Source organism: Aquipseudomonas ullengensis (genome assembly GCF_014174475.1).
Lineage (GTDB): Bacteria > Pseudomonadota > Gammaproteobacteria > Pseudomonadales > Pseudomonadaceae > Aquipseudomonas > Aquipseudomonas ullengensis.
The window spans coordinates 1-22,147 of the sequence record NZ_JACJUD010000008.1 but is presented as its reverse complement, the minus strand read 5'-3'; the positions used below and the strand labels follow the sequence as shown (position 1 = coordinate 22,147).

The 22,147-nt window shown below is 64.9% G+C and carries 16 protein-coding genes and 2 tRNA genes; 10 read left to right on the top strand and 8 right to left on the bottom strand.

The window, feature by feature from the left end; all coding sequences use genetic code 11:
* Window positions 1-7: 7 nt before the first annotated feature.
* The 5 genes from H3H51_RS19845 to cysM all read right to left on the bottom strand — a co-directional run bounded on the left by H3H51_RS19845 (window position 8) and on the right by cysM (window position 6,124).
* On the bottom strand, window positions 8-547 hold the full coding sequence (locus H3H51_RS19845; RefSeq protein WP_183090815.1) for a DUF2058 domain-containing protein: 540 nt from the start codon (window positions 545-547) through the stop codon (window positions 8-10).
* Between the two features lie 19 nt (window positions 548-566).
* The gene (gene mazG, locus H3H51_RS19840; protein WP_183090814.1) at window positions 567-1,397 is read right to left on the bottom strand and encodes a nucleoside triphosphate pyrophosphohydrolase; all 831 of its coding nucleotides are present in this window, start codon (window positions 1,395-1,397) and stop codon (window positions 567-569) included.
* A gap of 71 nt (window positions 1,398-1,468) precedes the next feature.
* Window positions 1,469-3,715 (bottom strand): GTP diphosphokinase, encoded by a 2,247-nt coding sequence (gene relA / locus H3H51_RS19835; RefSeq protein ID WP_183090813.1) that lies wholly within the window; start codon window positions 3,713-3,715, stop codon window positions 1,469-1,471.
* Window positions 3,716-3,798: 83 nt separating this feature from the next.
* Window positions 3,799-5,151, bottom strand: coding sequence for a 23S rRNA (uracil(1939)-C(5))-methyltransferase RlmD (gene rlmD, locus H3H51_RS19830; RefSeq protein WP_183090812.1), 1,353 nt, complete (start codon window positions 5,149-5,151; stop codon window positions 3,799-3,801).
* A 79-nt stretch (window positions 5,152-5,230) separates the two neighbouring features.
* On the bottom strand, window positions 5,231-6,124 hold the full coding sequence (gene cysM, locus H3H51_RS19825; RefSeq protein WP_183090811.1) for a cysteine synthase CysM: 894 nt from the start codon (window positions 6,122-6,124) through the stop codon (window positions 5,231-5,233).
* A gap of 159 nt (window positions 6,125-6,283) precedes the next feature.
* On the opposite strand from cysM, the gene H3H51_RS19820 reads away from it, so the two are divergent.
* The 4 genes from H3H51_RS19820 to H3H51_RS19805 are packed head-to-tail and all read left to right on the top strand — an operon-like array spanning window position 6,284 to window position 10,920.
* On the top strand, window positions 6,284-9,043 hold the full coding sequence (locus H3H51_RS19820) for a response regulator (protein ID WP_183090963.1): 2,760 nt from the start codon (window positions 6,284-6,286) through the stop codon (window positions 9,041-9,043).
* A gap of 14 nt (window positions 9,044-9,057) precedes the next feature.
* Window positions 9,058-10,044, top strand: a complete 987-nt coding sequence (locus tag H3H51_RS19815; protein ID WP_183090810.1) for a 2-hydroxyacid dehydrogenase — start codon at window positions 9,058-9,060, stop codon at window positions 10,042-10,044.
* A gap of 37 nt (window positions 10,045-10,081) precedes the next feature.
* On the top strand, window positions 10,082-10,519 hold the full coding sequence (locus tag H3H51_RS19810; RefSeq protein ID WP_183090809.1) for a hypothetical protein: 438 nt from the start codon (window positions 10,082-10,084) through the stop codon (window positions 10,517-10,519).
* Window positions 10,516-10,920 (top strand): META domain-containing protein, encoded by a 405-nt coding sequence (locus H3H51_RS19805; RefSeq protein ID WP_183090808.1) that lies wholly within the window; start codon window positions 10,516-10,518, stop codon window positions 10,918-10,920. Before H3H51_RS19810 ends, H3H51_RS19805 begins: the two co-directional genes overlap by 4 nt.
* 200 nt (window positions 10,921-11,120) lie before the next feature.
* Here H3H51_RS19805 and dinB read toward each other — a convergent pair whose 3' ends face one another.
* Window positions 11,121-12,203 (bottom strand): DNA polymerase IV, encoded by a 1,083-nt coding sequence (gene dinB / locus H3H51_RS19800; RefSeq protein ID WP_220791102.1) that lies wholly within the window; start codon window positions 12,201-12,203, stop codon window positions 11,121-11,123.
* 110 nt (window positions 12,204-12,313) lie between these two features.
* Between dinB and H3H51_RS19795 the strand changes: the two genes are divergently transcribed.
* From H3H51_RS19795 to H3H51_RS19775, 5 genes are all read left to right on the top strand, one after another.
* Window positions 12,314-12,390 (top strand) — tRNA-Met (locus tag H3H51_RS19795).
* A gap of 122 nt (window positions 12,391-12,512) precedes the next feature.
* Window positions 12,513-12,589, top strand: a tRNA-Met gene (locus tag H3H51_RS19790).
* Window positions 12,590-12,733: 144 nt separating this feature from the next.
* Window positions 12,734-15,388, top strand: coding sequence for a bifunctional lysylphosphatidylglycerol flippase/synthetase MprF (mprF, locus tag H3H51_RS19785; RefSeq protein WP_183090806.1), 2,655 nt, complete (start codon window positions 12,734-12,736; stop codon window positions 15,386-15,388).
* A gap of 7 nt (window positions 15,389-15,395) precedes the next feature.
* Entirely contained in the window at window positions 15,396-16,655 is a 1,260-nt protein-coding gene (locus H3H51_RS19780) for a virulence factor family protein (RefSeq protein WP_183090805.1), read from the top strand.
* Window positions 16,656-16,735: 80 nt separating this feature from the next.
* Complete coding sequence (locus H3H51_RS19775; protein ID WP_183090804.1) at window positions 16,736-17,284, top strand: cytochrome b; 549 nt, start codon at window positions 16,736-16,738, stop codon at window positions 17,282-17,284.
* 64 nt (window positions 17,285-17,348) lie between these two features.
* On the opposite strand, the gene H3H51_RS19770 is transcribed toward H3H51_RS19775, so the two are convergent.
* Entirely contained in the window at window positions 17,349-19,250 is a 1,902-nt protein-coding gene (locus H3H51_RS19770; RefSeq protein ID WP_183090803.1) for a potassium transporter Kup, read from the bottom strand.
* 234 nt (window positions 19,251-19,484) lie between these two features.
* On the opposite strand from H3H51_RS19770, the gene rimO reads away from it, so the two are divergent.
* Window positions 19,485-20,807: a 30S ribosomal protein S12 methylthiotransferase RimO gene (rimO, locus tag H3H51_RS19765; protein WP_183090802.1), complete on the top strand. Its 1,323-nt coding sequence runs from the start codon at window positions 19,485-19,487 to the stop codon at window positions 20,805-20,807.
* A gap of 117 nt (window positions 20,808-20,924) precedes the next feature.
* Here rimO and H3H51_RS19760 read toward each other — a convergent pair whose 3' ends face one another.
* Window positions 20,925-21,893 carry an integron integrase gene (locus H3H51_RS19760; RefSeq protein WP_183090801.1) on the bottom strand — a complete coding sequence of 323 codons (969 nt, stop codon included), beginning with the start codon at window positions 21,891-21,893 and terminating at the stop codon, window positions 20,925-20,927.
* Between the last annotated feature and the right edge of the window lie 254 nt (window positions 21,894-22,147).

Here is a 22,147-nt window from a genome sequence, read left to right as displayed (position 1 = left end):
AAACGCATCACCACATCAGGTCGTCCGGCACCTGGTAGGCCGCGTACGGATCATCGGCATCCGGCGCCTCGGTCGGCGTATTGAGCAACAGCACGCGCTGGGCATCACGTTCCTGGATCTTCAGCGCCGCTTCACGCGGGATGACTTCGTAACCACCACCCAGGCGCACGATGGCCAGCGAGCCACGGCTGAGCTTGTCGCGCATCATGCTGTTGACGGCGATGCGCTTGACCTTCTTCTCGTCGACGAAGTTGTAGTAGTCCTCGCTGGTCATCTTCGGCAGGCGCGAGGTTTCGATCAGCTGCTTGATCTGCGCGGCCAGAGCCTTCTGCGCGATCTTCTCCTGCTGCTGGCGATTCAGTTCCTGGTCGCGCGCGGCCTTCTCGGCCATGGCTTGCAGGGCGGCCTGCTTCTGCGAATCGTCGACTTCGACCTGGTTCTTCTTCTCCAGGCGCTGTTGCTTCTGCTTCTGCTTGTCGGCCTGCTTGGCCTGCTTTTCATTGACCAGACCGGCTTTCAGTAGCTGGTCGCGAAGGGAAATGCTCATGGGTACTCGCTCTTGATCGTCAGCAGCCCGGGGACTGCTTTTCCAGTTTCTTGGCCTCGCCCCACAGGGCATCCAGCTCTTCCAGGCTGCAATTCTCGATGGGCCGAGCCGCCTCGCGCAATGCCTGTTCAATAAAACGGAAGCGCCGCTCGAACTTGCCATTGGCCGCGCGCAGGGCCGCTTCCGGGTCGACCTTGAGATGGCGCGCCAGGTTGGTGACCACGAACAGCAGGTCGCCGATCTCCTCGGCAATCGCCTGCGGGTCGTTCTCGCTCATGGCCTCAAGCACTTCATCCAGCTCCTCGCGGACCTTGTCCACCACCGGCAGCGCTTCCGGCCAATCGAAACCCACCTGCGCCGCGCGCCTCTGCAACTTGGCGGCGCGGCTCAGGGCCGGCAGCGCGGTGGGCACGTCATCGAGCAGCGACAACTGCTCGGGCGCAGCGGCCTTCTCGGCGCGCTCCTCGGCCTTGAGTTCTTCCCAGCGCTGCTTGACCGCTGCCTCTTCGAGCCTGGCCGCATCGGGTGCGCCATACAGGTCGCCATCGACGAACACATGGGGATGGCGACGGATCAGCTTGCGGGTAATGGCGTCGACCACCGTGGCGAACTCGAAGCGCCCTTCCTCACGCGCCAGCTGGCTGTAATAGACAACCTGGAACAGCAGGTCACCGAGCTCGCCCGGCAGGTGCTCGAAGTCGCCACGCTCGATGGCATCGGCCACCTCGTAGGCTTCCTCGATGGTGTGCGGGACGATGCTCGCGTAGTCCTGCTTGAGGTCCCACGGGCAGCCGTTCTGCGGGTCGCGCAGACGGGCCATCAGGTGCAGCAGGTCGTCGAGTTGGTACATGACAGGTTCTCTTTAGGCCGTAGGGCGGGTGAAACCCGCGTGGCGATACGCGGGTTCACCCGCCCTACCGGTTAGCTGCTGCGATTGCGCCGCGCCTCGATAATGTTGGGCAGCTGCGAGATGCGACCCAGCAGACGCCCCAGGGCATCCAGCCCCGGAATCTCGATGGTCAGCAGCATGGAGGCGGTGTTGTCCTCCTTGTTCGAGCGGGTGTTCACCGCCAGCACGTTGAGGCGCTCGTTGAGCAGCAGTTGCGACACGTCGCGCAGCAGGCCGGAACGGTCGTAGGCGCGAATGACGATATCCACCGGATAGGTCTGCACCGGCACCGGGCCCCAGCTGACCTGGATGATCCGCTCCGGCTCACGGCTGGCCAGTTGCAGCGCCGAGGAGCAGTCCTGGCGATGGATGCTGACGCCACGGCCGAGGGTGATATAGCCGACGATCGGGTCGCCCGGCAGCGGCTGGCAGCAGCCCGCCATCTGCGTGAGCAGGTTGCCGACGCCCTGGATCTGGATATCGCCGCGCTTGCCCGGCTTGTAGCTGCCGGCCGCACGCCGCGGGATCAGCTCCAGCTGCTCGGTGCCACGCTCCGGCTCGACCAGTTGCTGCGCCTGGTTGACCGCATGGGCCAGGCGCAGGTCGCCTGCGCCGAGGGCGGCGTACATGTCTTCGGCGTTCTTCAGGTTGCACTTTTCGGCCAGCTTCTCGAAGTCCACCGCGGGCAGCGCCACGCGCGCCAGCTCGCGCTCGAGCATCAGCTTGCCGGCCGCAACGTTCTGGTCGCGGGCCTGCAGCTTGAACCAGTGGACGATCTTCGCCCGCGCCCGCGAGGTGGTGATGTAGCCGAGGTTGGAGTTCAGCCAGTCGCGGCTCGGCGAGCCGTTCTTGCCGGTGATGATCTCCACCTGCTCGCCGGTCTGCAGGCTGTAGCTGAGCGGCACGATGCGCCCGTTGATCTTGGCGCCCCGGCAGTTGTGGCCGATCTCGGTGTGCACGCGGTAGGCGAAGTCCAGCGGCGTGGCGCCCTTGGGCAGGTCGATGGCGTGACCGTCCGGGGTGAACACGTAGACCCGGTCCGGCTCGATATCCACCCGCAGCTGTTCGGCCAGGCCGCCGATATCACCCAGCTCCTCGTGCCACTCGAGCACCTGGCGCAGCCAGGAAATTTTCTCTTCGTAGTGGTCGGAGTTGCCTTTGACGTCGGTGCCCTTGTACTTCCAGTGCGCGCACACGCCCAGTTCGGCTTCCTCGTGCATGGCCTGGGTGCGGATCTGCACTTCCAGGACCTTGCCGTCCGGGCCGATCACCGCGGTGTGCAGCGAGCGGTAGCCGTTCTCCTTGGGGTTGGCGATGTAGTCGTCGAACTCCTTGGGGATGTGCCGCCACAGGCTGTGCACGATGCCCAGCGCGGTGTAGCAGTCGCGCACTTCCGGCACCAGCACGCGCACCGCGCGCACGTCATAGATCTGGCTGAACTGCAGGCCCTTGCGCTGCATCTTCCGCCAGATCGAATAGATGTGCTTGGCCCGCCCGCTGATGTCCGGCTTGACGCCGGTGGCGGTCAGTTCGTCGCGCAGCTGCTGCATCACCTCGGCGATGTACTGCTCGCGGTCCAGGCGGCGCTCGTGCAGCAGCTTGGCGATCTGCTTGTACTGCTCGGGCTCCAGGTAACGGAAGGACAGGTCCTCCAGCTCCCACTTGATATGGCCGATGCCCAGGCGGTGGGCCAGCGGTGCATAGATGTCGAAGACTTCGCGGGCGACGCGATGACGCTTCTCGTCGTCGGCGTTCTTCACTGCGCGGATCGCGCACGTGCGCTCGGCCAGCTTGATCAGCGCCACACGCACGTCATCGACCATGGCCACCAGCATCTTGCGCAGATTTTCCACCTGCGCCTGCGAGCCGAGCACCAGGGAGTCGCGCGGATTCAGCGAGGCACTGATCGCCGCCATGCGCAGCACGCCCTCGATCAGCTTGGCCACCACCGGGCCGAACAGCTCATGCACGCGCTTGAGGGTGGTCTTGCCTTCGCGCACGGCACGGTAGATCACCGCCGCCACCAGGGAATCCTGGTCGAGCTTGAGGTCGGCGAGGATTTCCGCGATTTCCAGACCGATCTGGAAACTCGACGTGCCCTCGACCCACAGATTCTGCGCGGCATTGGCCTGCTGCTCGGCATCGCGGGCGAACTCGCAGGCGACTTTCAGCGCCTCGCGGTCCAGCGCCGGATCGACGCTCAGAGCATGGTCCAGCCATGCCTCCAGGTTGATGCTGCCATCAAGATTGATGGGCTGATGCGCTCTCACCTGTACCATCTTGCACCTTCCCTACGGCGGGCTTGAGCCCTGCCGGATGATCGCTGAGCCTCTACTTGGGCCAGTCGGATTACGCGGGCATCCTAGCCCGCCTCGAATAATGCCATCGCCTCGACATGCGCCGTCTGCGGGAACATGTCGAGAATTCCGGCGCGTTTCAGCCGGTAGCCCTGCTTCACCAGCTCGGCCGTGTCGCGGGCCAGGGTCGCCGGATTGCAGGACACATAGACCAGGCGTCGCGCGCCCAGCTTACCCATCTGCTTGACCACCTCGAATGCGCCGTCACGCGGAGGATCGAGCAGCACCGCATCGAAGGCCTGGCGCGCCCAGCTGGCATCGGCCAGCGGTTTCGACAGGTCGGCCTGGAAAAAGTGCAGATTGCCCAAACCATTGGCCGTGGCATTTGCCCACGCCCGCTCCACCATTACCTGCACACCTTCCACCGCAACCACCTCGCCAACCCGCTGGGCCAGCGGCAGAGCAAAGTTGCCCAGGCCGCAGAACAGATCCAGCACGCGCTCGCCAGTGTGCGGCGCCAACCAGTCTAGCGCCTGCGCGACCATCGCCTGATTGACCAGCGCGTTAACCTGCACGAAGTCACCGGGGCGGTATTGCAGCTCCAGGTTCCAGGGTTCCAGACGATAGCTCAACGCCGCGTCCGCTTGATCCGCCTGCGGTTCGCCGACGCCATGCAGCCACAATTGGGCCTGGTGCTCGCTGCAGAACTGGCGCAAGCGCGCCAGATCGGCCTCGACCAGCTCGGCGGTATGGCGCACCAGCACGGCCACCGCACTGCCATGGAACAGCTCGACGTGCCCCACCACTTGCGGCTTGTCCAGGCCACGCAGTAATGCCGGTAAGGCACGCATCAAAGGCTGCAAGGGCTGTACCAGTACCGGGCAGTCGGCAATGGCGACGATGTCCTGGCTGGCGGCGGCGCGAAAGCCCACCTCGAGATGCTTGTTCTTGACGTCCCAGCGCACGGCGATACGCGCGCGGCGGCGATAGGCGAACTCGGGGCCGACCAGCGGCGCTGCCCATTCGTCCGGTTCCAGCCCGGCCAAACGCCGGAGTTGCTCGGCCAGGCTGCTCTGTTTCAGGGCGAGTTGCTCGTCGTGCGGCAAATGCTGCACGGAACAACCGCCACAGGTGCCGGCATGCGCGCACGGCGCCTGGCGGCGCAACGGCACGGCCTGCAGAATGCGCTCAGCGCGGGCTTCGATGACCTGGCTGCGCGCGCTGAGTACACGCGCCTCGACAGCCTCGCCCGGCAAGGCACCGGCGACGAACCAGCTGCGCCCGTCGATGAAGGCGATGCCGCGCCCGTCATGGGCCAACCGCTCGATCGTCAGCTTCTGTTTCTTGCCCACCGGCACTTGCGCCTTGCGCTCGCCACCAGCGGGTTGGAAGCGCAGACCGGAACTGCGTTTGGCCATCGGGAACACCTACCTGGGAATACTCTAACGCTCGGTGCGGCGGGCGCCGGCACCGCACACTTGTGTGGGGCGCAGCGACTTACTGCGGGTCGTCGTAGATACCGGTGGAGAGGTAACGGTCGCCACGGTCGCAGATGATCGCCACCATCACCGCGTTCTCCACTTCCTGCGACAGGCGCAGCATGGCCGCCACCGCGCCACCGGAGGAAACCCCGCAGAAGATGCCCTCCTCGCGGGCCAGGCGGCGCATCACCGTCTCGGCTTCACTCTGCGCCATGTCCACCACGCGGTCGACCCGGCTGGCGTCGAAGATCGACGGCAGGTATTCCTCGGGCCAGCGGCGAATACCGGGAATCGCCGAACCTTCCTGCGGCTGCAGGCCGACGATCTGCACCGCCTGGCTCTGCTCCTTGAGGTAACGCGACACGCCCATGATGGTGCCGGTGGTGCCCATGGAGCTGATGAAGTGGGTGATGCGGCCCTGGGTCTGCTGCCAGATTTCCGGCCCGGTGCTGGTGTAGTGGGCGATCGGGTTGTCGCCATTGGCGAACTGGTCGAGCACCTTGCCACGCCCGTCGGCTTGCATCTGCAGGGCCAGGTCACGCGCACCTTCCATGCTGTCGACCAGGATCAGCTCAGCGCCGTAGGCGGTCATCGCCGCCTTGCGCTCGGCGGTGGAGTTATCCGGCATGATCAGGACCATCTTGTAGCCCTTGATCGCCGCCGCCATCGCCAGGGCGATGCCGGTGTTGCCGGAGGTGGCTTCGATCAGCACGTCGCCGGGCTGGATATCGCCGCGCAGCTCGGCGCGGCTGATCATCGACAGCGCCGGGCGGTCCTTCACCGAACCCGCCGGATTGTTGCCTTCCAGCTTGACCAGCAAGGTGTTGGAGGTGGCGCCAGGCAGACGTTGCAGGCGAACCAGCGGGGTGTTGCCGATGCAATCGGCGATGGTGGGGAACTGCAGGGTCATGGCGAACGAGCGATCCGAACACAATAAGGAAGACGGCTATGATAGCGGCAAACCGCCGCCGTCCATAACGCGAGACAGCGCAGACGGCCAGATTCTGTGGCTGTCCGCGCGCCGGGCCAGCCGCTAAACTCGCGCAAGACCTATCTGCTGGAGAACCGCGTGTTCAAGGACCTCGGCATCAAGGGCCGCATCTTGCTGCTCACCCTGCTGCCCACCAGCCTGCTGGCACTCGTGCTGGGCGGCTATTTCACCTGGACCCAGCTGGACGACCTGCGCAGCCAGTTGCAGGAGCGTGGCGAGCTGGTGGTGCAGCACCTGGCCCCCCTGGCCGCACCGGCGCTGGCCCGTCTGGATGCCGCGCAGCTCGAACGCCTGGCCAAGGAAACCCTCAACCAGCCGGACGTGCGCGCGGTCGGCTTCCTCTCCAGCGACCGGCAGAGCCTGGCCCAGGCCGGACCGAACATGCTCAACCCGCTGCCGCAGAGCAGCGGCGAGCCCCTGGCCAAGATCAGCAACCAGGACAGCACGCGCTTCCTGCTGCCGGTCTATGGGCGCCACCAGAACATGACCGGCAGCGTCGAGCCGATTGCCGCCGACCGCCTGCTCGGCTGGGTCGAGCTGGAACTGTCGCACCATCGCACGCTGCTGCAGGGTTATCGCAGCCTGTTCGCCAGCCTGCTGCTGATCGCCGCCGGGCTGGCCGTCACCGCCCTGCTCGCCCTGCGTATGAGCCGCACCATCAACGGCCCGCTGCGCAGCATCCAGCAGGGGGTCAACCTGCTCAAGGAAGGCCAGCTGGAAACCCGCCTGCCGCCCCTGGGCAGCCATGAGCTGGACGAGCTGGCCTCGGGCATCAACCGCATGGCCGAGTCGCTGCAAAATGCCCAGGAAGAGCTGCAACACAGCATCGACCAGGCCACCGAAGACGTGCGGCAGAACCTGGAAACCATCGAGATCCAGAACATCGAGCTGGACTTCGCGCGCAAGGAGGCCCTGGAGGCCAGCCGGATCAAGTCCGAATTCCTCGCCAACATGAGCCACGAGATCCGTACCCCGCTCAACGGCATGCTCGGCTTCACCAACCTGCTGCAGAAAAGCGACCTGACGCCGCGCCAGCAGGACTACCTGAACACCATCGAGAAGTCCGCCGAGAGCCTGCTGGGGATCATCAACGAGATCCTCGACTTCTCCAAGATCGAGGCCGGCAAGCTGGTTCTGGAAAGCCTGCCGTTCAACCTGCGCGACCTGATCCAGGACACCCTGACCATCCTCGCCCCGACCGCCCACGAGAAGCACCTGGAGCTGGTCAGCCTGATCTACCGCGACACCCCGCTGTCGCTGCAGGGCGACCCGCAGCGCCTCCGGCAGGTGCTGACCAACCTGGTGAGCAACGCGATCAAGTTCACCCGCGACGGCACCATCGCCGTGCGGGCGATGGTCGAGGACGAAAGCGACGACCGCGCGCAACTGCGCATCAGCGTGCAGGACACCGGCGTCGGCCTGTCCGATGAAGACCTGCGCGCCCTGTTCCAGGCCTTCAGCCAGGCCGATAACTCGTTGAGTCGCCAGGCCGGCGGCACCGGTCTGGGGCTGGTGATTTCCAAACGCCTGATCGAGCAGATGGGCGGTGAAATCGGCGTGGAAAGCGCGCCCGGCACCGGCTCGGAATTCTGGATCAGCATCAGCCTGCCCAAGGCCCGCGAGGACAGCGAGGAACTGCGCCGCGCGCCCCTGCTTGGCCGCCACGTGGTGGTAATGGAGTCCCACGAACTGACCCGCCAGGCCCTGATTCACCAGCTGCAGGATTGCGGCCTGCAGACCCAGGTGTGCAACGACCTCGAACAACTGCTCGAACAGGTCGGCAAGCACCGGCAAAGCCCGCAGGCAATAGAGTTGGCAGTGCTCGGCGTGAGCGTGCACGAATTGCCGCCAGAGCAGCTCAGCCAGCGCATCTGGGACCTCGACCGCCTCGGCTGCAAGAGCCTGGTGCTGTGCCCGACCACCGAACAGGCGATGTACCACGAGTCACTGCCTGACGCGCACCTGCAACTGCAGGCCAAGCCGGCCTGCACGCGCAAGCTGCAGCGCGCGCTCAGCGACCTGGTGCAGCCACGCCAGCAGAAGACCGACACCCGCGCCCCGCTGACCAGCCGCGCGCCGCGCCTGCTGTGCGTAGACGACAACCCGGCCAACCTGCTGCTGGTACAGACCCTGCTCAGCGACATGGGCGCCGACGTTACCGCCGTGGACAGTGGCTACGCCGCGCTGCACAGCGTGCAGCAGCAGGCCTTCGACCTGGTGCTGATGGATGTGCAGATGCCCGGCATGGACGGCCGCCAGGCCACCGAGGCAATCCGCCAGTGGGAACAGGAGCGCGAGCGCAGCCCCATGCCGATCGTCGCCCTCACCGCCCACGCCCTGTCCAACGAGAAACGCGCCCTGCTGCAAAGCGGCATGGACGACTACCTGACCAAGCCGATCAGCGAGCGGCAACTGGCCCAGGTGGTACTCAAATGGACCGGCCTGGCCCTGCGCACCTATGCCGCGACCAGTAGCGCGGACAGTGCGCCAGCCAACAGTTCGCTGCGTGTACTGGATGCCGAGGAAGGCCTGCGCCTGGCCGCCGGCAAGGCCGATCTCGCCGCCGACATGCTGAGCATGCTGCTGGCTTCGCTGGATGCCGACCGCCAGGCCATCCGCCAGGCTCGCGACGCCAGTGATCGCAACGCCCTGATCGAGCGCGTGCATCGCCTGCACGGCGCCACCCGCTACTGTGGTGTGCCGCAACTGCGCGCCGCCTGCCAGCGCAGCGAGACCCTGCTCAAGCAGGACGACCCGGGCGCCCAGCAGGCCCTGGATGAGCTGGACGCAGCCATCGTCAAGCTCGCCCAGGAAGCCGTGATCGGCGCCAGCGCCTAGCGCAAGGGGAAAACATGCGCATCATCCTGTTCAGCAGCAAACCCTACGACCGCGACAGCTTTGCCGCGGCCGACCTGCCTGCCGACTGGCAGGTGGAATTTCAGGAGGCGCGCCTGGACCGGCACACCGCCGCCCTGGCCACAGGTTGCGAGGTGCTCTGCGCCTTTATCAACGACGAGTTGTCCGCCGCAGTGCTGGAGCGCCTGGCTGCGGGCGGCACGCGGCTGATCGCCCTGCGCTCGGCCGGCTACAACCATGTCGACCTGCAGGCCGCGCAGCGCCTGGGCCTGGCCGTGGTGCGCGTGCCCGCCTACTCGCCGTACGCGATCGCCGAACATTCAGTCGCGCTGATTCTGGCGCTCAACCGGCGCCTGCCGCGCGCCTACAACCGAACACGCGAGGGAGACTTCTCCCTGCATGGGCTGACCGGCTTCGACCTGCACGGCAAGACGATCGGCGTGATCGGCGCCGGCAAGATCGGCCTGGCCTTCGCCCGTATCATGGCCGGCTTCGGCTGCCAGTTACTGGTACAGGACCCCTACCCGGTCAGCGGGCTCGCCGAACTCGGCGCACGCCAGGTGGAGCTGGACGAACTGATCAGCAGCAGCGACATCATCAGCCTGCACTGCCCACTGACCGACAGCAGCCACCACCTGATCGATGCCCGGCGCCTGGCGCAGATGAAGCGTGGCGCCATGCTGATCAACACCGGGCGCGGTGCACTGGTCGATACACCGGCGCTGGTCGAGGCGCTGAAAAGCGGCCAGCTCGGCTACCTGGGCCTGGATGTATATGAAGAGGAAGCCGAGATCTTCTTCGAGGACCGCTCCGACCTGCCGCTGCAGGATGATGTGCTGGCGCGCCTGCTGACCTTTCCCAATGTCATCGTCACCGCGCACCAGGCGTTTCTCACCCGCGAGGCATTGGCCGCTATCGCCCAGACCACCCGCGACAACATCAGCGCCTGGGCCGCAGGCCAGCCGGTCAATCGGGTGACATAAAGGCCGTGTTAGCATGCGCGGCGATTTTGGAGGACCCATGGCCGAACACGATTTCCGATATTCCCTGCTCACCCCGCAGCACACCCTCACCGAATGCCGCGCCCTGACGCCCGGCCGCTACCAGGTGACGGGCAACGGCGGCGCCATCCAGACCGGCGACACCCTGCTGGTCACCCTCAAGGGCAGCCGCGAGCTGACCCTGCGCCTACAGGTGGAGAAGGTTCGCCGCCTGATCAATCCTCCAGGCCAGTGGGTGGCAGTCGCCAACGGCCCGGCATTCCGCGAGCTGGCTATCCTCAACTGGAAAGTCGACTGCGACAGCTGCGCCAAGCAACTGGATTTCGAATTCGCCGTGGACGCCGCCCTGGGCGAAAAGGCCCGCCCGGCTGCCGCCGAAGCACGCATCCAGGAGCTCGGCTGGCACAACCACAACGGCAAGCACCTTTGCCCCCGCTGCCAGGAGAAAAGCGCATGAAGCACAGCCCAGTCATCGCCCTGCTCGCCGCCGGTTTGACCGGTTGTGCCGCCGACCCGGTGCAGCTGGAAAGCGAAAAGACCTACCAGGTGGAATGGATTGGCGAACGCCCGCTGATCGACAACAGCCACCTGACCATCACCCTCGGTGAAGATGGCCGCGCCTACGGCAACGCGGGCTGCAACCACTGGTTCGCCAGCTACACCCGCGAAGACGACAAGCTGGTGTTCGGCGCCGCCGGCAGCACCCGCAAGCTGTGCGCGCCAGCACTGATGGAACAGGAACAGCGCTTCCTCGCCGCCCTCGTCACCGTGCAGCGCTGGGACGTTTCCGGTATTGGCCAGCTACGCCTGTGGCCTGCCACCGGCAAGCCGATCCGCCTGTGGCCGGAAGAAGGCTGAGCACCTGTATACGACCTGCTGCGCGTCGGCCAGGCTGCGTTGAAATTGGGCTCGGGCTGCTCATTTACAGCTCGTAAACTCCGCGCCCTCGCCCCATTTCGCCTTGCCTGACTCTAGCTCGCAAGCTCGTAAACAGGTTCTGCGACTGATCGCTCCGTAGGGTGGATAACGCTCTGCTTATCCACCAAACAGGCAACAGCCTACGGCGCAAACAGCTCCAGCTGTTCGTGCCGCCCGCGCAAGTCGAGCAAACGCACGCCAATCCCCAGCAAACGCACCGGCTTGTTGCCACGGGCAAAGGCCGCACCCAGCAACAACTCATAGCTATCCAGATCGCGCCGCGCGCCTGCCTGTTCCAGGGTGGTCTGGCTGAAGTCGTGGAACTTGATCTTGACGAAGGGTTTGTCCGGCCGATAGCTGGCATCCAGGCGCGCCATGCGCGTATTCAGCTGCTCGAACAACTCAGGCAAGCGCTGCAGGCAGGCGCTCAGGTCGGGCAAGTCCTGGTCATAAGTGTTTTCCACGCTGACCGACTGGCGCCGGTTGTCGACCTGCACGGCGCGCTCATCGATCCCCCGCGCCAGGTTCCACAGGCGCTCGCCGAAGCTGCCGAACTCGCGCACCAGGCCCAGCTTGTTCCAGGTGCGCAGGTCCGCGCAGCTGACCACGCCCAGGCGCCCGAGTTTGTCCGCTGTGACCTTGCCCACCCCGTGCAACTTGCTCACCGGCAGCTCGGCGACAAAATCCTCGACCTGATCCGGGGTGATCACGAACAACCCGTTGGGCTTGCGCCAGTCGCTGGCGATCTTGGCCAGGAATTTGTTCGGTGCCACGCCCGCGGACACCGTTATATGCAGCTCCTGCGATACCCTTCGGCGGATCTCGCGCGCAATACGCGTGGCGCTGCCGTCGAAGTGCGGGCTATCGGAGACGTCCAGATAGGCCTCATCCAGCGACAGCGGCTCGATGATCTCGGTGTAATCGCGAAAGATCCCATGGATTTCCTGCGAGGCCGCCTTATAGGCATCCATCCGCGGCTTGACCACCCGCAGGTCCGGGCACAGCTTGAGCGCCTGGCCGGTGGGCATGGCCGAACGCACGCCCCAGGCCCGTGCCTCGTAGTTGCAGGTGGCGATCACCCCGCGCCGGTCCGCCGCGCCGCCCACGGCCAAGGGCTTGCCAGCCAGGCTCGGGTCGTCACGCATCTCGATGGCCGCGTAAAAGCAGTCGCAATCCACATGAATAATCTTGCGCACGAAAGTCCGGAAAGCCCCGCCTGGCATGCCCTGGAGCGGGCCAGTCTAGCATCCGCAACGCGCTAAGCATCTGAACGAAAAACAGTTTTTTCTGCAGCAGCGGTTGACAGAGGGGATTTTGGCTGTAGAATTTGCGCCGCGGGATGGAGCAGTCTGGTAGCTCGTCGGGCTCATAACCCGAAGGTCGTAGGTTCAAATCCTGCTCCCGCAACCAGTTTCGAAGAAAGGCCACTCAAACGAGTGGCCTTTTTCGTTTCTGCCTTTCAATTCATTTAAGTAATTGATTAAAAAGCAGAAACAGATTGACAGAGGCTCCCTTATCCGTAGAATGGCCGGTGCGGGATGGAGCAGTCTGGTAGCTCGTCGGGCTCATAACCCGAAGGTCGTAGGTTCAAATCCTGCTCCCGCAACCAGTTTCGAAGAAAGGCCACTCAAACGAGTGGCCTTTTTCGTTTCCGAGGTTTTACTGTCCTTAATACGGATTGGTGAAACCTGCTCCGCCCAAGGGAACTTGCCGCCAATACCGCACTCAGAGCGCAAATCGCCCGAGGTGCTCAATGCGCGCCAACTCCCCGCCCGCCGTACCCGCTTCCGACTCAGACCTGCCCACCGAACCTGACGAACCTGCGCCGCCCACCTGGCTGGAGCGCATCAGCGTCTATCGCCAGCCCATCGGCCTGGCCTTCACCCTGCTGCTGTTCTGTATTGGCCTGCTGGCCTGCTGGCACCTGCTGCAGGCGCTCGACTTCAACGCCCTGCGCGCCGCCATCCGCGAAATCCCCAATAGCCGCCTGCTCGCCGCCGTTGGCGCCACGATGCTCGGTTTCGCAGCCCTGGCCGGCTACGAATGGTCGGCCTGCCGTTACGCCGGCGTACGCCTGCCGCTACCGCGCCTGCTGCTGGGCAACTTCTGCGCCTCGGCCGTGGGCAATGCCATCGGCCTGTCGGTGCTGACCGGCGGCTCGGTGCGCTACCGCTTATATAGCCGCGACAATATCGCCACCGCCGATATCGCCCGCATCAGCCTGTTCGCCAGCCTGTCCCTGGGTTGCGCCTTGCCGGTGCTGGCCGCACTGGCCGCCCTCAGTGATCCGGCCGACGCGGCCCTCGCCCTGCGCCTGCCAACTGCGCTGGTCAGCGCCCTGGCCTGCACCCTGCTACTGCTGAGCGTGGGCGCCCTGTTCTGGCTGGCTAGCCGTCGCCAGCCTAGCGACGGACCGGCCGGCACCGTGGACATCCGCCTGGGCAAGAGCAGCCTGCGCCTGCCGGGCCTGCGCCTGTCACTGCTGCAACTGCTGATCACCCTGATCGATGTGTGCGCCGCCGCCGGCGTGCTTTACCTGCTGCTGCCGGACGCACCGCCACTGGGCGCCTTCATGCTGGTCTACCTACTGGCCCTGGCCGCCGGCGTGCTCAGCCATGTGCCGGGCGGCGTCGGGGTGTTCGAGGCGGTGTTGCTGGCCGCCTTCGCCGGGCAACTGGGCGCTGCACCGCTGGCCGCCGCGCTACTGCTCTACCGCCTCATCTACATCGGCCTGCCGCTGGTGATCGCCTGCCTGCTGTTGCTCGGCAACGAAGCGCGCCAATACGTCCCCGCCGGGCGCCAGGCATTGCGGGTCGCCGCCGGCCCTGCGGCGCCGGTGCTGGCGCTGCTGGTGTTCCTGTCCGGCATCGTGCTGCTGTTCTCCGGTGTCACGCCCTCGGTGGACGTGCGCCTGGAACACCTGAGTTTTCTGATTCCACACCGCCTAATCGACGCTTCGCACCTGGCCGCCAGCCTGGTCGGCGTGCTCTGCCTGCTGCTGGCCCACGGCTTGCGCCGGCGCTTGTCGGCCGCCTGGGCGCTGACCCTGATCCTGCTGCTGATCGGCGCAGCGCTGTCCTTGCTGAAAGGCTTCGACTGGGAAGAGGCCAGCCTGCTCAGCCTGACGGCGCTGCTGCTGGCGGCTTTCCGCCAGGCGTTCTACCGCCCCAGCCGGCTGCTGGAAATGCCCTTCTCCCCCGCCACCCTGGTAGCCAGCCTCTGCGTGCTGGCCGCCGCGGTGTGGCTGATGTTCTTCGCCTATCAGGACGTGCCGTACGAACACGAGCTGTGGTGGCAGTTCGCGGTAGACGCCGATGCCCCGCGCGCGCTGCGCGCCACCCTGGCCAGCGGCATGCTGCTCGGCGGCCTGCTGCTCGCCTGGCTGCTACGCCCGACGCCACCGAGCATCGACCTGCCCAGCGAGGCAGATCGCGAGCGCGCCAACGCCATCACCCTCGCCTCGGAGCAGCCCGACGGCGGCATGGCGCTGACTGGCGACAAGGCCCTGCTGTTCCATCCGGCCGGAGACGCCTTCCTGATGTTCGCCCTGCAGGGCCGTAGCCTGGTGGCGCTGTTCGATCCCATCGGCCCGGTGACCCAGCGCGCCGAGCTGATCTGGCAGTTCCGCGACCTCTGCGACCGCCACCACGCGCGCCCGGTGTTCTACCAGGTGCGTGCCGAGAACCTGCCCTTCTACATGGACATCGGCCTGACGGCGGTCAAGCTCGGCGAGGAAGCGCGGGTCAACCTGCTGCGCTTCGACCTGGAAGACAAAAACAAGGTCATGAAGGACCTGCGCTACACCCTCAGCCGTGGCCAGCGCGATGGCCTGGCGCTGCACATCCACGAACCCGGCGCGGCGCCCCTGGAGTTGCTGCGACCGATCTCCGACGCCTGGATGCTCGGCAAGCAGGTGCGCGAGAAAGGCTTCTCCCTAGGCCGTTTCGATGCCGACTACCTGCGCCACTTCCGCATCGCCACCATCGAGTTCGAGGGCCGCCCGGTGGCCTTCGCCAATTTGCTGGAAACCAACGGGCGCAAGGTCGCCAGCCTCGACCTGATGCGCATGCACCCGGATGCGCCCAAGCTGACCATGGAGTTCCTCATGCTCAGCCTGCTGCTGCACTTCAAGGCGCAGGGTTACGAGCGCTTCAGCCTCGGCATGGTGCCGCTGGCCGGCCTGCAGCCACGGCGCGGCGCACCGCTGACCCAGCGCCTCGGCGCCCTGGTGTTCCAGCGTGGCGAGCAGTTCTACAACTTCCAGGGCCTGCGCCGTTTCAAGGACAAGTTCCAGCCGGACTGGGAGCCCCGCTACATGGCCGTACCACCCGGGCTCGACCCGCTGGTGGCGCTGGCCGACACCGCCGCGCTGATTGCCGGCGGCTTTACCGGACTGGTCAAACGCTGAGGCCACAATGCTCAAACGTAACTGGCGTCACCTGTTGTTTCTCGCCCTGCTGGTCGCCCTCGGCATCGGCCTGGCGCTGTACAGCCGCACAGGCCCGCAGGCACAACTGGAACACCGCGAACTGGCCGACGGCAGCGCGCTGACCCTGGCCAGCCCGGCCGGCACACCACAGAAGCGGGTGATCCTGCTGCTGCCACCCGAGCAGACGCTGAGCGATAGCGACCTGCTGGCCCTGGCCGAAGGCAGCAACGCCCGCATCGCCCGCCTGAGCTTGCCGGAGAAAGGCTGTAGCGCTCAGCAACAACGCTTCCAGGCCGCCAGCCAACAACTTGGCGGCGAACCCGACCTGGTGGCCGGTATCGGCCAGGGCGGCGCCTTTGCCTGGCGCTGGCTGGCTGGGCAGGCACACGACAACGCCCGCGCCCTGTCGGTGGGCTTCAGCCTGCAACACCCGGACTGCACCGATGCGCTGCCGCAGAAAGCCGAGCATGGCCACTGGACCATCGCCTGGAACGACAACCCGGACGACGCCAGCGCCCGCTTCGCGCGCAGCCAGAGCAACGCCGAAACCCTGATCGGCGCCTACGACACGCCCCTGCCGCAACTGCTACTGGAGCAACTGCGCAGCCTGCTGCAAGGCCAGGGCGAAGCCATGCCGGTGGTCGAAGTGCCGGCCGCGCAGCACGGCGATACCGTCACCCTGTTTTATTCCGGCGACGGCGGCTGGCGCGACCTGGACCGCGACGTGGCCGCCGAGATGGCCAAGCGCGGCTATGCGGTGGTCGGCATCGATGCGCTGCGCTACTTCTGGCAGCACAAGAGCCCGCAACAAGGCGCCCGCGACCTCAGCCAGCTGATGCAGCTGTATCGCGAGAAGTGGGGCGCCAAGCGCTTCATCCTGGCGGGTTACTCCTTCGGCGCCGATGTGCTGCCAGCCTTCTATAACCAGTTGAAAGCGAGCGACCAGCAGCAGGTCGACGCCATCCTGCTGCTGGCTCTGGCGCGCAGCGGCAATTTCGAGATCGAGGTGCAGGGCTGGCTGGGCAAGGTCGGCGCGGAAGCCGCCACGGGGCCGGAGCTGCTCAAGCTGCCGGGTGCCAAGCTGCTCTGCGTGTATGGCAGCGAAGAGGCCGCGGAAAGCGGCTGCACCTTGCCCAACGCACCTGGCGAACTGCTGCAACTGCCGGGCGGCCACCACTACGACGGCAACTACCCGGCCCTGGCCGAACGCCTGCTGCAGGGCATTCGCCAACGCCAGAAAAACTGACGAGCTTCAGACAGCCTTAAGCCGCGCTGGCTAAAATACTCACAAGCCCGCCGCCAGATGCGGGACATTAAGGAACCGTGATGAGCTGGAAAAACACCGAACACCGCTACGGCAGCCTGTCGATTGCCCTGCACTGGCTGATGCTGATCCTGATTATCGGCGTGTATGCCTGCATCGAGCTGCGCGGCAACTTCCCCAAGGGCAGCGAGCCGCGCGAGCTGCTGAAACAGTGGCACTTCATGCTCGGCCTGAGCATCTTCGCCCTGGTCTGGCTGCGCCTGCTGGCTCGCCTGATCGCGCCCACACCGAAGATCGTGCCGGCCATTCCCGCCTGGCAGGCGATCCCGGCCAAGCTGATGCACCTGGCGCTGTATGCCCTGATGATCGGCGCACCACTGGCCGGCTGGCTGATCCTCAGCGCAGCGGGCAAGCCGATTCCGTTCTTCGGCCTGCAGCTGCCGGCGCTGATTGCCGAGAACAAGCCACTGGCCGGAGAGATCAAGGAATGGCATGAACTGGCCGGCACCACCGGCTACTGGCTGATCGGCCTGCACGCCGTGGCCGGGCTGTTCCATCACTTCATCAGCCGCGACAACACCCTGACGCGCATGCTGCCAGGGCGCAGCTAAGCCCTCTCGAACCAATAAAAAACGGCGCCTGAGCGCCGTTTTTTATGCCTGGAGCCAAGCCCGATCAGATCTCGACCTGGGTTCCCAGCTCGATCACCCGGTTCAGCGGCAGGTTGAAGAAGCGCAGGTTGCTGTTGGCGTTGCGCAACATGAAGGCGAACAGCACCTCACGCCAGCGCGCCATGCCAAAGCGCTTGGTGCTGATCACCGTTTCCCGGCTGAGGAACCAGGTGGTGCGCATCGGGCTGAAATCCAGCTCGTTCAAATGGCACAGGCGCAGCGCCGCCGGCACGTCGGGTTCATCCATGAAACCGAAGTGCAGGATCACCCGGAAGAAACCTTCGCCATAAACCTCGACCTCGAAACGCCGATCCGGCGCCACCCGCGGCTCGTCCTCGCTGGCCACGGTGAGCAGCACCACCTGCTCGTGCAGCACCTGGTTATGCAGCAGGTTGTGCAGCAAGGCATGCGGCACCGCATCCGAACGCGCCGTGAGGAACACCGCAGTGCCCTGGGCGCGGAACGGCGGCTGGCTGCGAATGCTGCTGATGAACAACGGCAATGGCAGCGCGGATTCGTCCAGGCGATCCACCAGCAACTGGCGGCCACGCTTCCAAGTGGTCATCAGGATGAACAAAGCGATACCGGCCAACACCGGGAACGCCCCCCCCTGGATGATCTTCGGCACGTTGGCAGCGAAGAACAGCACATCCACCAGCAGGAAACTGAGCAACAACGGAATCGCCAGCCAGCGCGGGGTTTTCCATAGCAGCAGCATCACCACCGACACCAGCAGCGTGGTGATCAGCATGGTGCCGGTCACCGCCACGCCATAGGCCGAGGCCAACGCACCGGATGACTCGAAACCGAGCACCAGCAGCACCACTGCAATCATCAGTGCCCAGTTCACCGCACCGACGTAAATCTGCCCCTGCTCCTCGCTGGAGGTGTGCTGGATGTGCATGCGCGGGATGTAGCCCAGCTGGATGGCCTGGCGGGTCAGCGAGAAAGCCCCGGAAATCACCGCCTGCGACGCGATGATGGTCGCCAGGGTCGACAGCCCCACCAGCGGCAGCAGCGCCCAGGACGGCGCCAATAGATAGAAGGGGTTGCGCGCCGCGGCCGGGTTATCCAGCAGAAGCGCGCCCTGGCCGAAGTAGTTGAGCACCAGGCTCGGCAGCACCAGGAAGAACCAGGCGCGGGCAATTGGCTTGCGGCCGAAGTGGCCCATGTCCGCATACAGCGCCTCGGCGCCGGTCAGGGCCAGCACCACCGCACCAAGAATCGCCACGCCGATACCGGGGTGAGCGATGAAAAAGTGCACACACCAGTACGGATTGACCGCCTGCAACACCTGCGGTTGGCGCAGGATGCCGTAGATACCGAGCGCCGCGAGCACGCCGAACCAGAGCACCATCACCGGCCCGAACAGGGTGCCGATGCGTGCGGTGCCATGTTTCTGGATCAGGAACAGGCCGACCAGCAGGATCAGCGCCAGGGGCACCACCCAGTGCTCGACGCCATCGAAGGCAATCTCCAGCCCCTCCACCGCCGACAGTACGGAAATCGCCGGGGTGATCATGCTGTCGCCATAGAACAGCCCGGCGCCAAACAGGCCGAGCAATACCAGGACCGCCTTCAGCCGTGGATAAGGTGCCGCCGCACGACGTGCCAGGGCGGTCAGCGCCATCACCCCGCCCTCGCCCTGGTTGTCCGCGCGCAGGACGAACAGCATGTACTTGATCGACACCACCCAGACCAGCGACCAGAAGATCAGCGAGAGAATGCCCAGCACCCCCTCATGCCCGACCTGCACACCGTACTGGCCGGAAAAAACTTCCTTAAGGGTGTACAGCGGACTGGTACCGATATCGCCGTAAACTACCCCGACCGCACCTACCAACAGGCCAATCGAGGAGGACGTAGCGGAGCCATGTTTGGGCTGATCGGCGGCAACTTCGCTCATGAATACTTTCCAGTCAGACGGACGGCGCGCATCCTGCGCCGGCCAGGGAGCGCTGGCAAGGGCCCTAATACGCCCACCAGCTACCGGCAGAGCATAGATCAGTCATCCACCAAGGCTGGTCAAGCACGAGACCTGCCGCTAGAATTGCGCACTTTTTGATCAGAGGCGCCAAAACGGATGCCGTGGAACCCCGTGTTCACACAGCACCGCGAGCGCCCATCGAGGTTAGCCCCCATGTCCACCGCCAGCCCCAAAGTCGGATTTGTCTCGCTCGGTTGCCCCAAAGCCACCGTCGACTCCGAACGCATCCTCACCCAACTGCGTATGGAAGGTTACGAGATCGTAGCCACCTACGAGGATGCCGACGTGGTGGTGGTCAACACCTGCGGCTTCATCGACAGCGCCAAGGCTGAATCCCTCGAGGTGATTGGCGAAGCCATCGCCGAGAACGGCAAGGTCATCGTCACCGGCTGCATGGGCGTGGAAGAAGGCAACATCCGCAACGTGCACCCCAGCGTCCTGGCCGTCACCGGCCCGCAGCAGTACGAGCAGGTGGTCAATGCCGTACACGACGTGATCCCGCCGAAAGCCGAGCACAACCCGCTGATCGACCTGGTGCCGCCGCAAGGCATCAAGCTGACCCCGCGCCACTACGCCTACCTGAAGATTTCCGAAGGCTGCAACCACCGCTGCAGCTTCTGCATCATCCCGTCGATGCGCGGCGACCTGGTCAGCCGCCCGGTGGGCGACGTGCTCAGCGAAGCCGAGCGCCTGGTCAAAGCCGGCGTCAAGGAACTGCTGGTGATCAGCCAGGACACCAGCGCCTACGGCGTCGACCTCAAGTACAAGATGGACTTCTGGAACGGCCAGCCGGTGAAAACCCGCATGCTGGAGCTCTGCGAGGCGCTGTCGAGCATGGGCGTGTGGGTGCGCCTGCACTACGTCTATCCGTACCCCAACGTCGACCACGTCATCCCGCTGATGGCCGCCGGCAAGCTGCTGCCGTACCTCGATATCCCCTTCCAGCACGCCAGCCCGAAAGTGCTCAAGGCCATGAAACGCCCAGCCTTCGAAGACAAGACCCTGGCGCGCATCAAGCAATGGCGCGAGATCTGCCCCGAGCTGACCATCCGCTCCACCTTCATCGTCGGCTTCCCCGGCGAGACCGAGGAAGACTTCCAGTACCTGCTCAACTGGCTGACCGAAGCCCAGCTCGACCGCGTCGGTTGCTTCCAGTACTCCCCGGTAGACGGCGCCCCGGCCAACGACATGGACCTGGAAATCGTCCCCGACGACGTCAAGCAGGACCGCTGGGACCGCTTCATGGCCCACCAGCAAGCCATCAGCGCCGCCCGCCTGCAGCTGAAGATCGGCCAGGAAATCGAAGTACTTATCGATGAAGTCGACGAGCAAGGCGCGGTCGGCCGCTCCTACTCCGACGCCCCGGAAATCGACGGTAACGTGTTCATCGACACCACCGCCGTGAAGCCGGGCGACAAGATCAAGGTGCGCGTCACCGACGCCGACGAGTACGACCTCTGGGCCGAGCCGGTCTGAATTCAGACCCGGTATTGAAAAGCCCCGCTCATGCGGGGCTTTTTTGTGGCCGTAAGTTGGGTTGAGGAACACCGCGGCGAAGCCGACAACCCCTCAGCTGTCGGGTATAACGCCCGTCTATACGCGATCCAGCGGGCTGATAACCCCCAAGCCGCCGCGATTCAGCACATGTGTATAGATCTGCGTGGTCTTCACATCCGCATGACCTAGCAACTCCTGCACCGTGCGAATGTCCTGGCCACTCTCCAGCAGATGGGTAGCAAACGAATGGCGAAAAGTGTGCGGCGTGGCCGGCTTGATCAATCCGGCCCGCTTAACCGCCTCACGGACTGCTCGCTGGATGGTCTTTTCATGCACGTGATGGCGAAAAATACCGGCCGAGCGAGGGTCTTTCGAGCGATTACCTGAAGGAAAAACAAACTGCCAACCCCATTCCGCAGCCGCATTCGGATACTTGCGCGCCAGCGCAAAGGGCAAGTTGGCCCGCCCAAAGCCCTCCTCCAGATCGCGCTGATGCAGCGCCTCCACCTTGAGCAGATGCTCGCGTAATGGCTCAACCAGACGTCGCGGCAACATGGTCACCCGATCCTTCTGTCCCTTGCCATCACGCACCAGAATCTCGCCCCGCGCGAAATCCACATCCTTGACGCGCAACCGCAGCGCCTCCAGCAGCCGCAACCCCGCACCGTACAACAGCGTGGCCACCATCCAGCGCACCCCAACCAGCTGCTCCAATACCCGCGCCACTTCTTCCCGCGTCAACACCACCGGTAAATGCGCAGGCTTCTTGGCGCGCACAATACCGTCCAGCCAAGGCAACTCGACCTTCAAGACTTCCTTATAGAGAAACAGCAACGCAGCCAATGCCTGGTTCTGCGTAGAAGCGGCCACATTGCGCGTGACCGCCAAATGCGTCAGAAAAGCCTCTATCTCCGCCGCCCCCATCTCCAGCGGATGACGATACTGATGAAAGCGGATATAGCGCTTCACCCACTCGGCATAGACAGTTTCGGTACGGATGGAATAGTTTCTTACTCGAATCTGCTGACGCACCTGCGTCAACAGCTTGGGCTTGCCGTCGTCCATGTCGCTTTCCCCTGAGAGCCGTCGCGTTCCTCGCGACCACCTCCAAGCTAGACAAGGACTTGCAAGACGACAAGGAACGTTATCCGACACATCGCTCGGATGTTATGCGACAGCGATGTCGCCTAATAATAGTTAGGTTACAGAAGGAGTATTTTCGTGAGCCTCACAAGTTTCTTTGAGAAAATTGGCGCACCACTTAAGAACTCCCGCTGGTCTTGGGGTGGCGTTCGTAAGGACGGAACTGTAATCCTTCG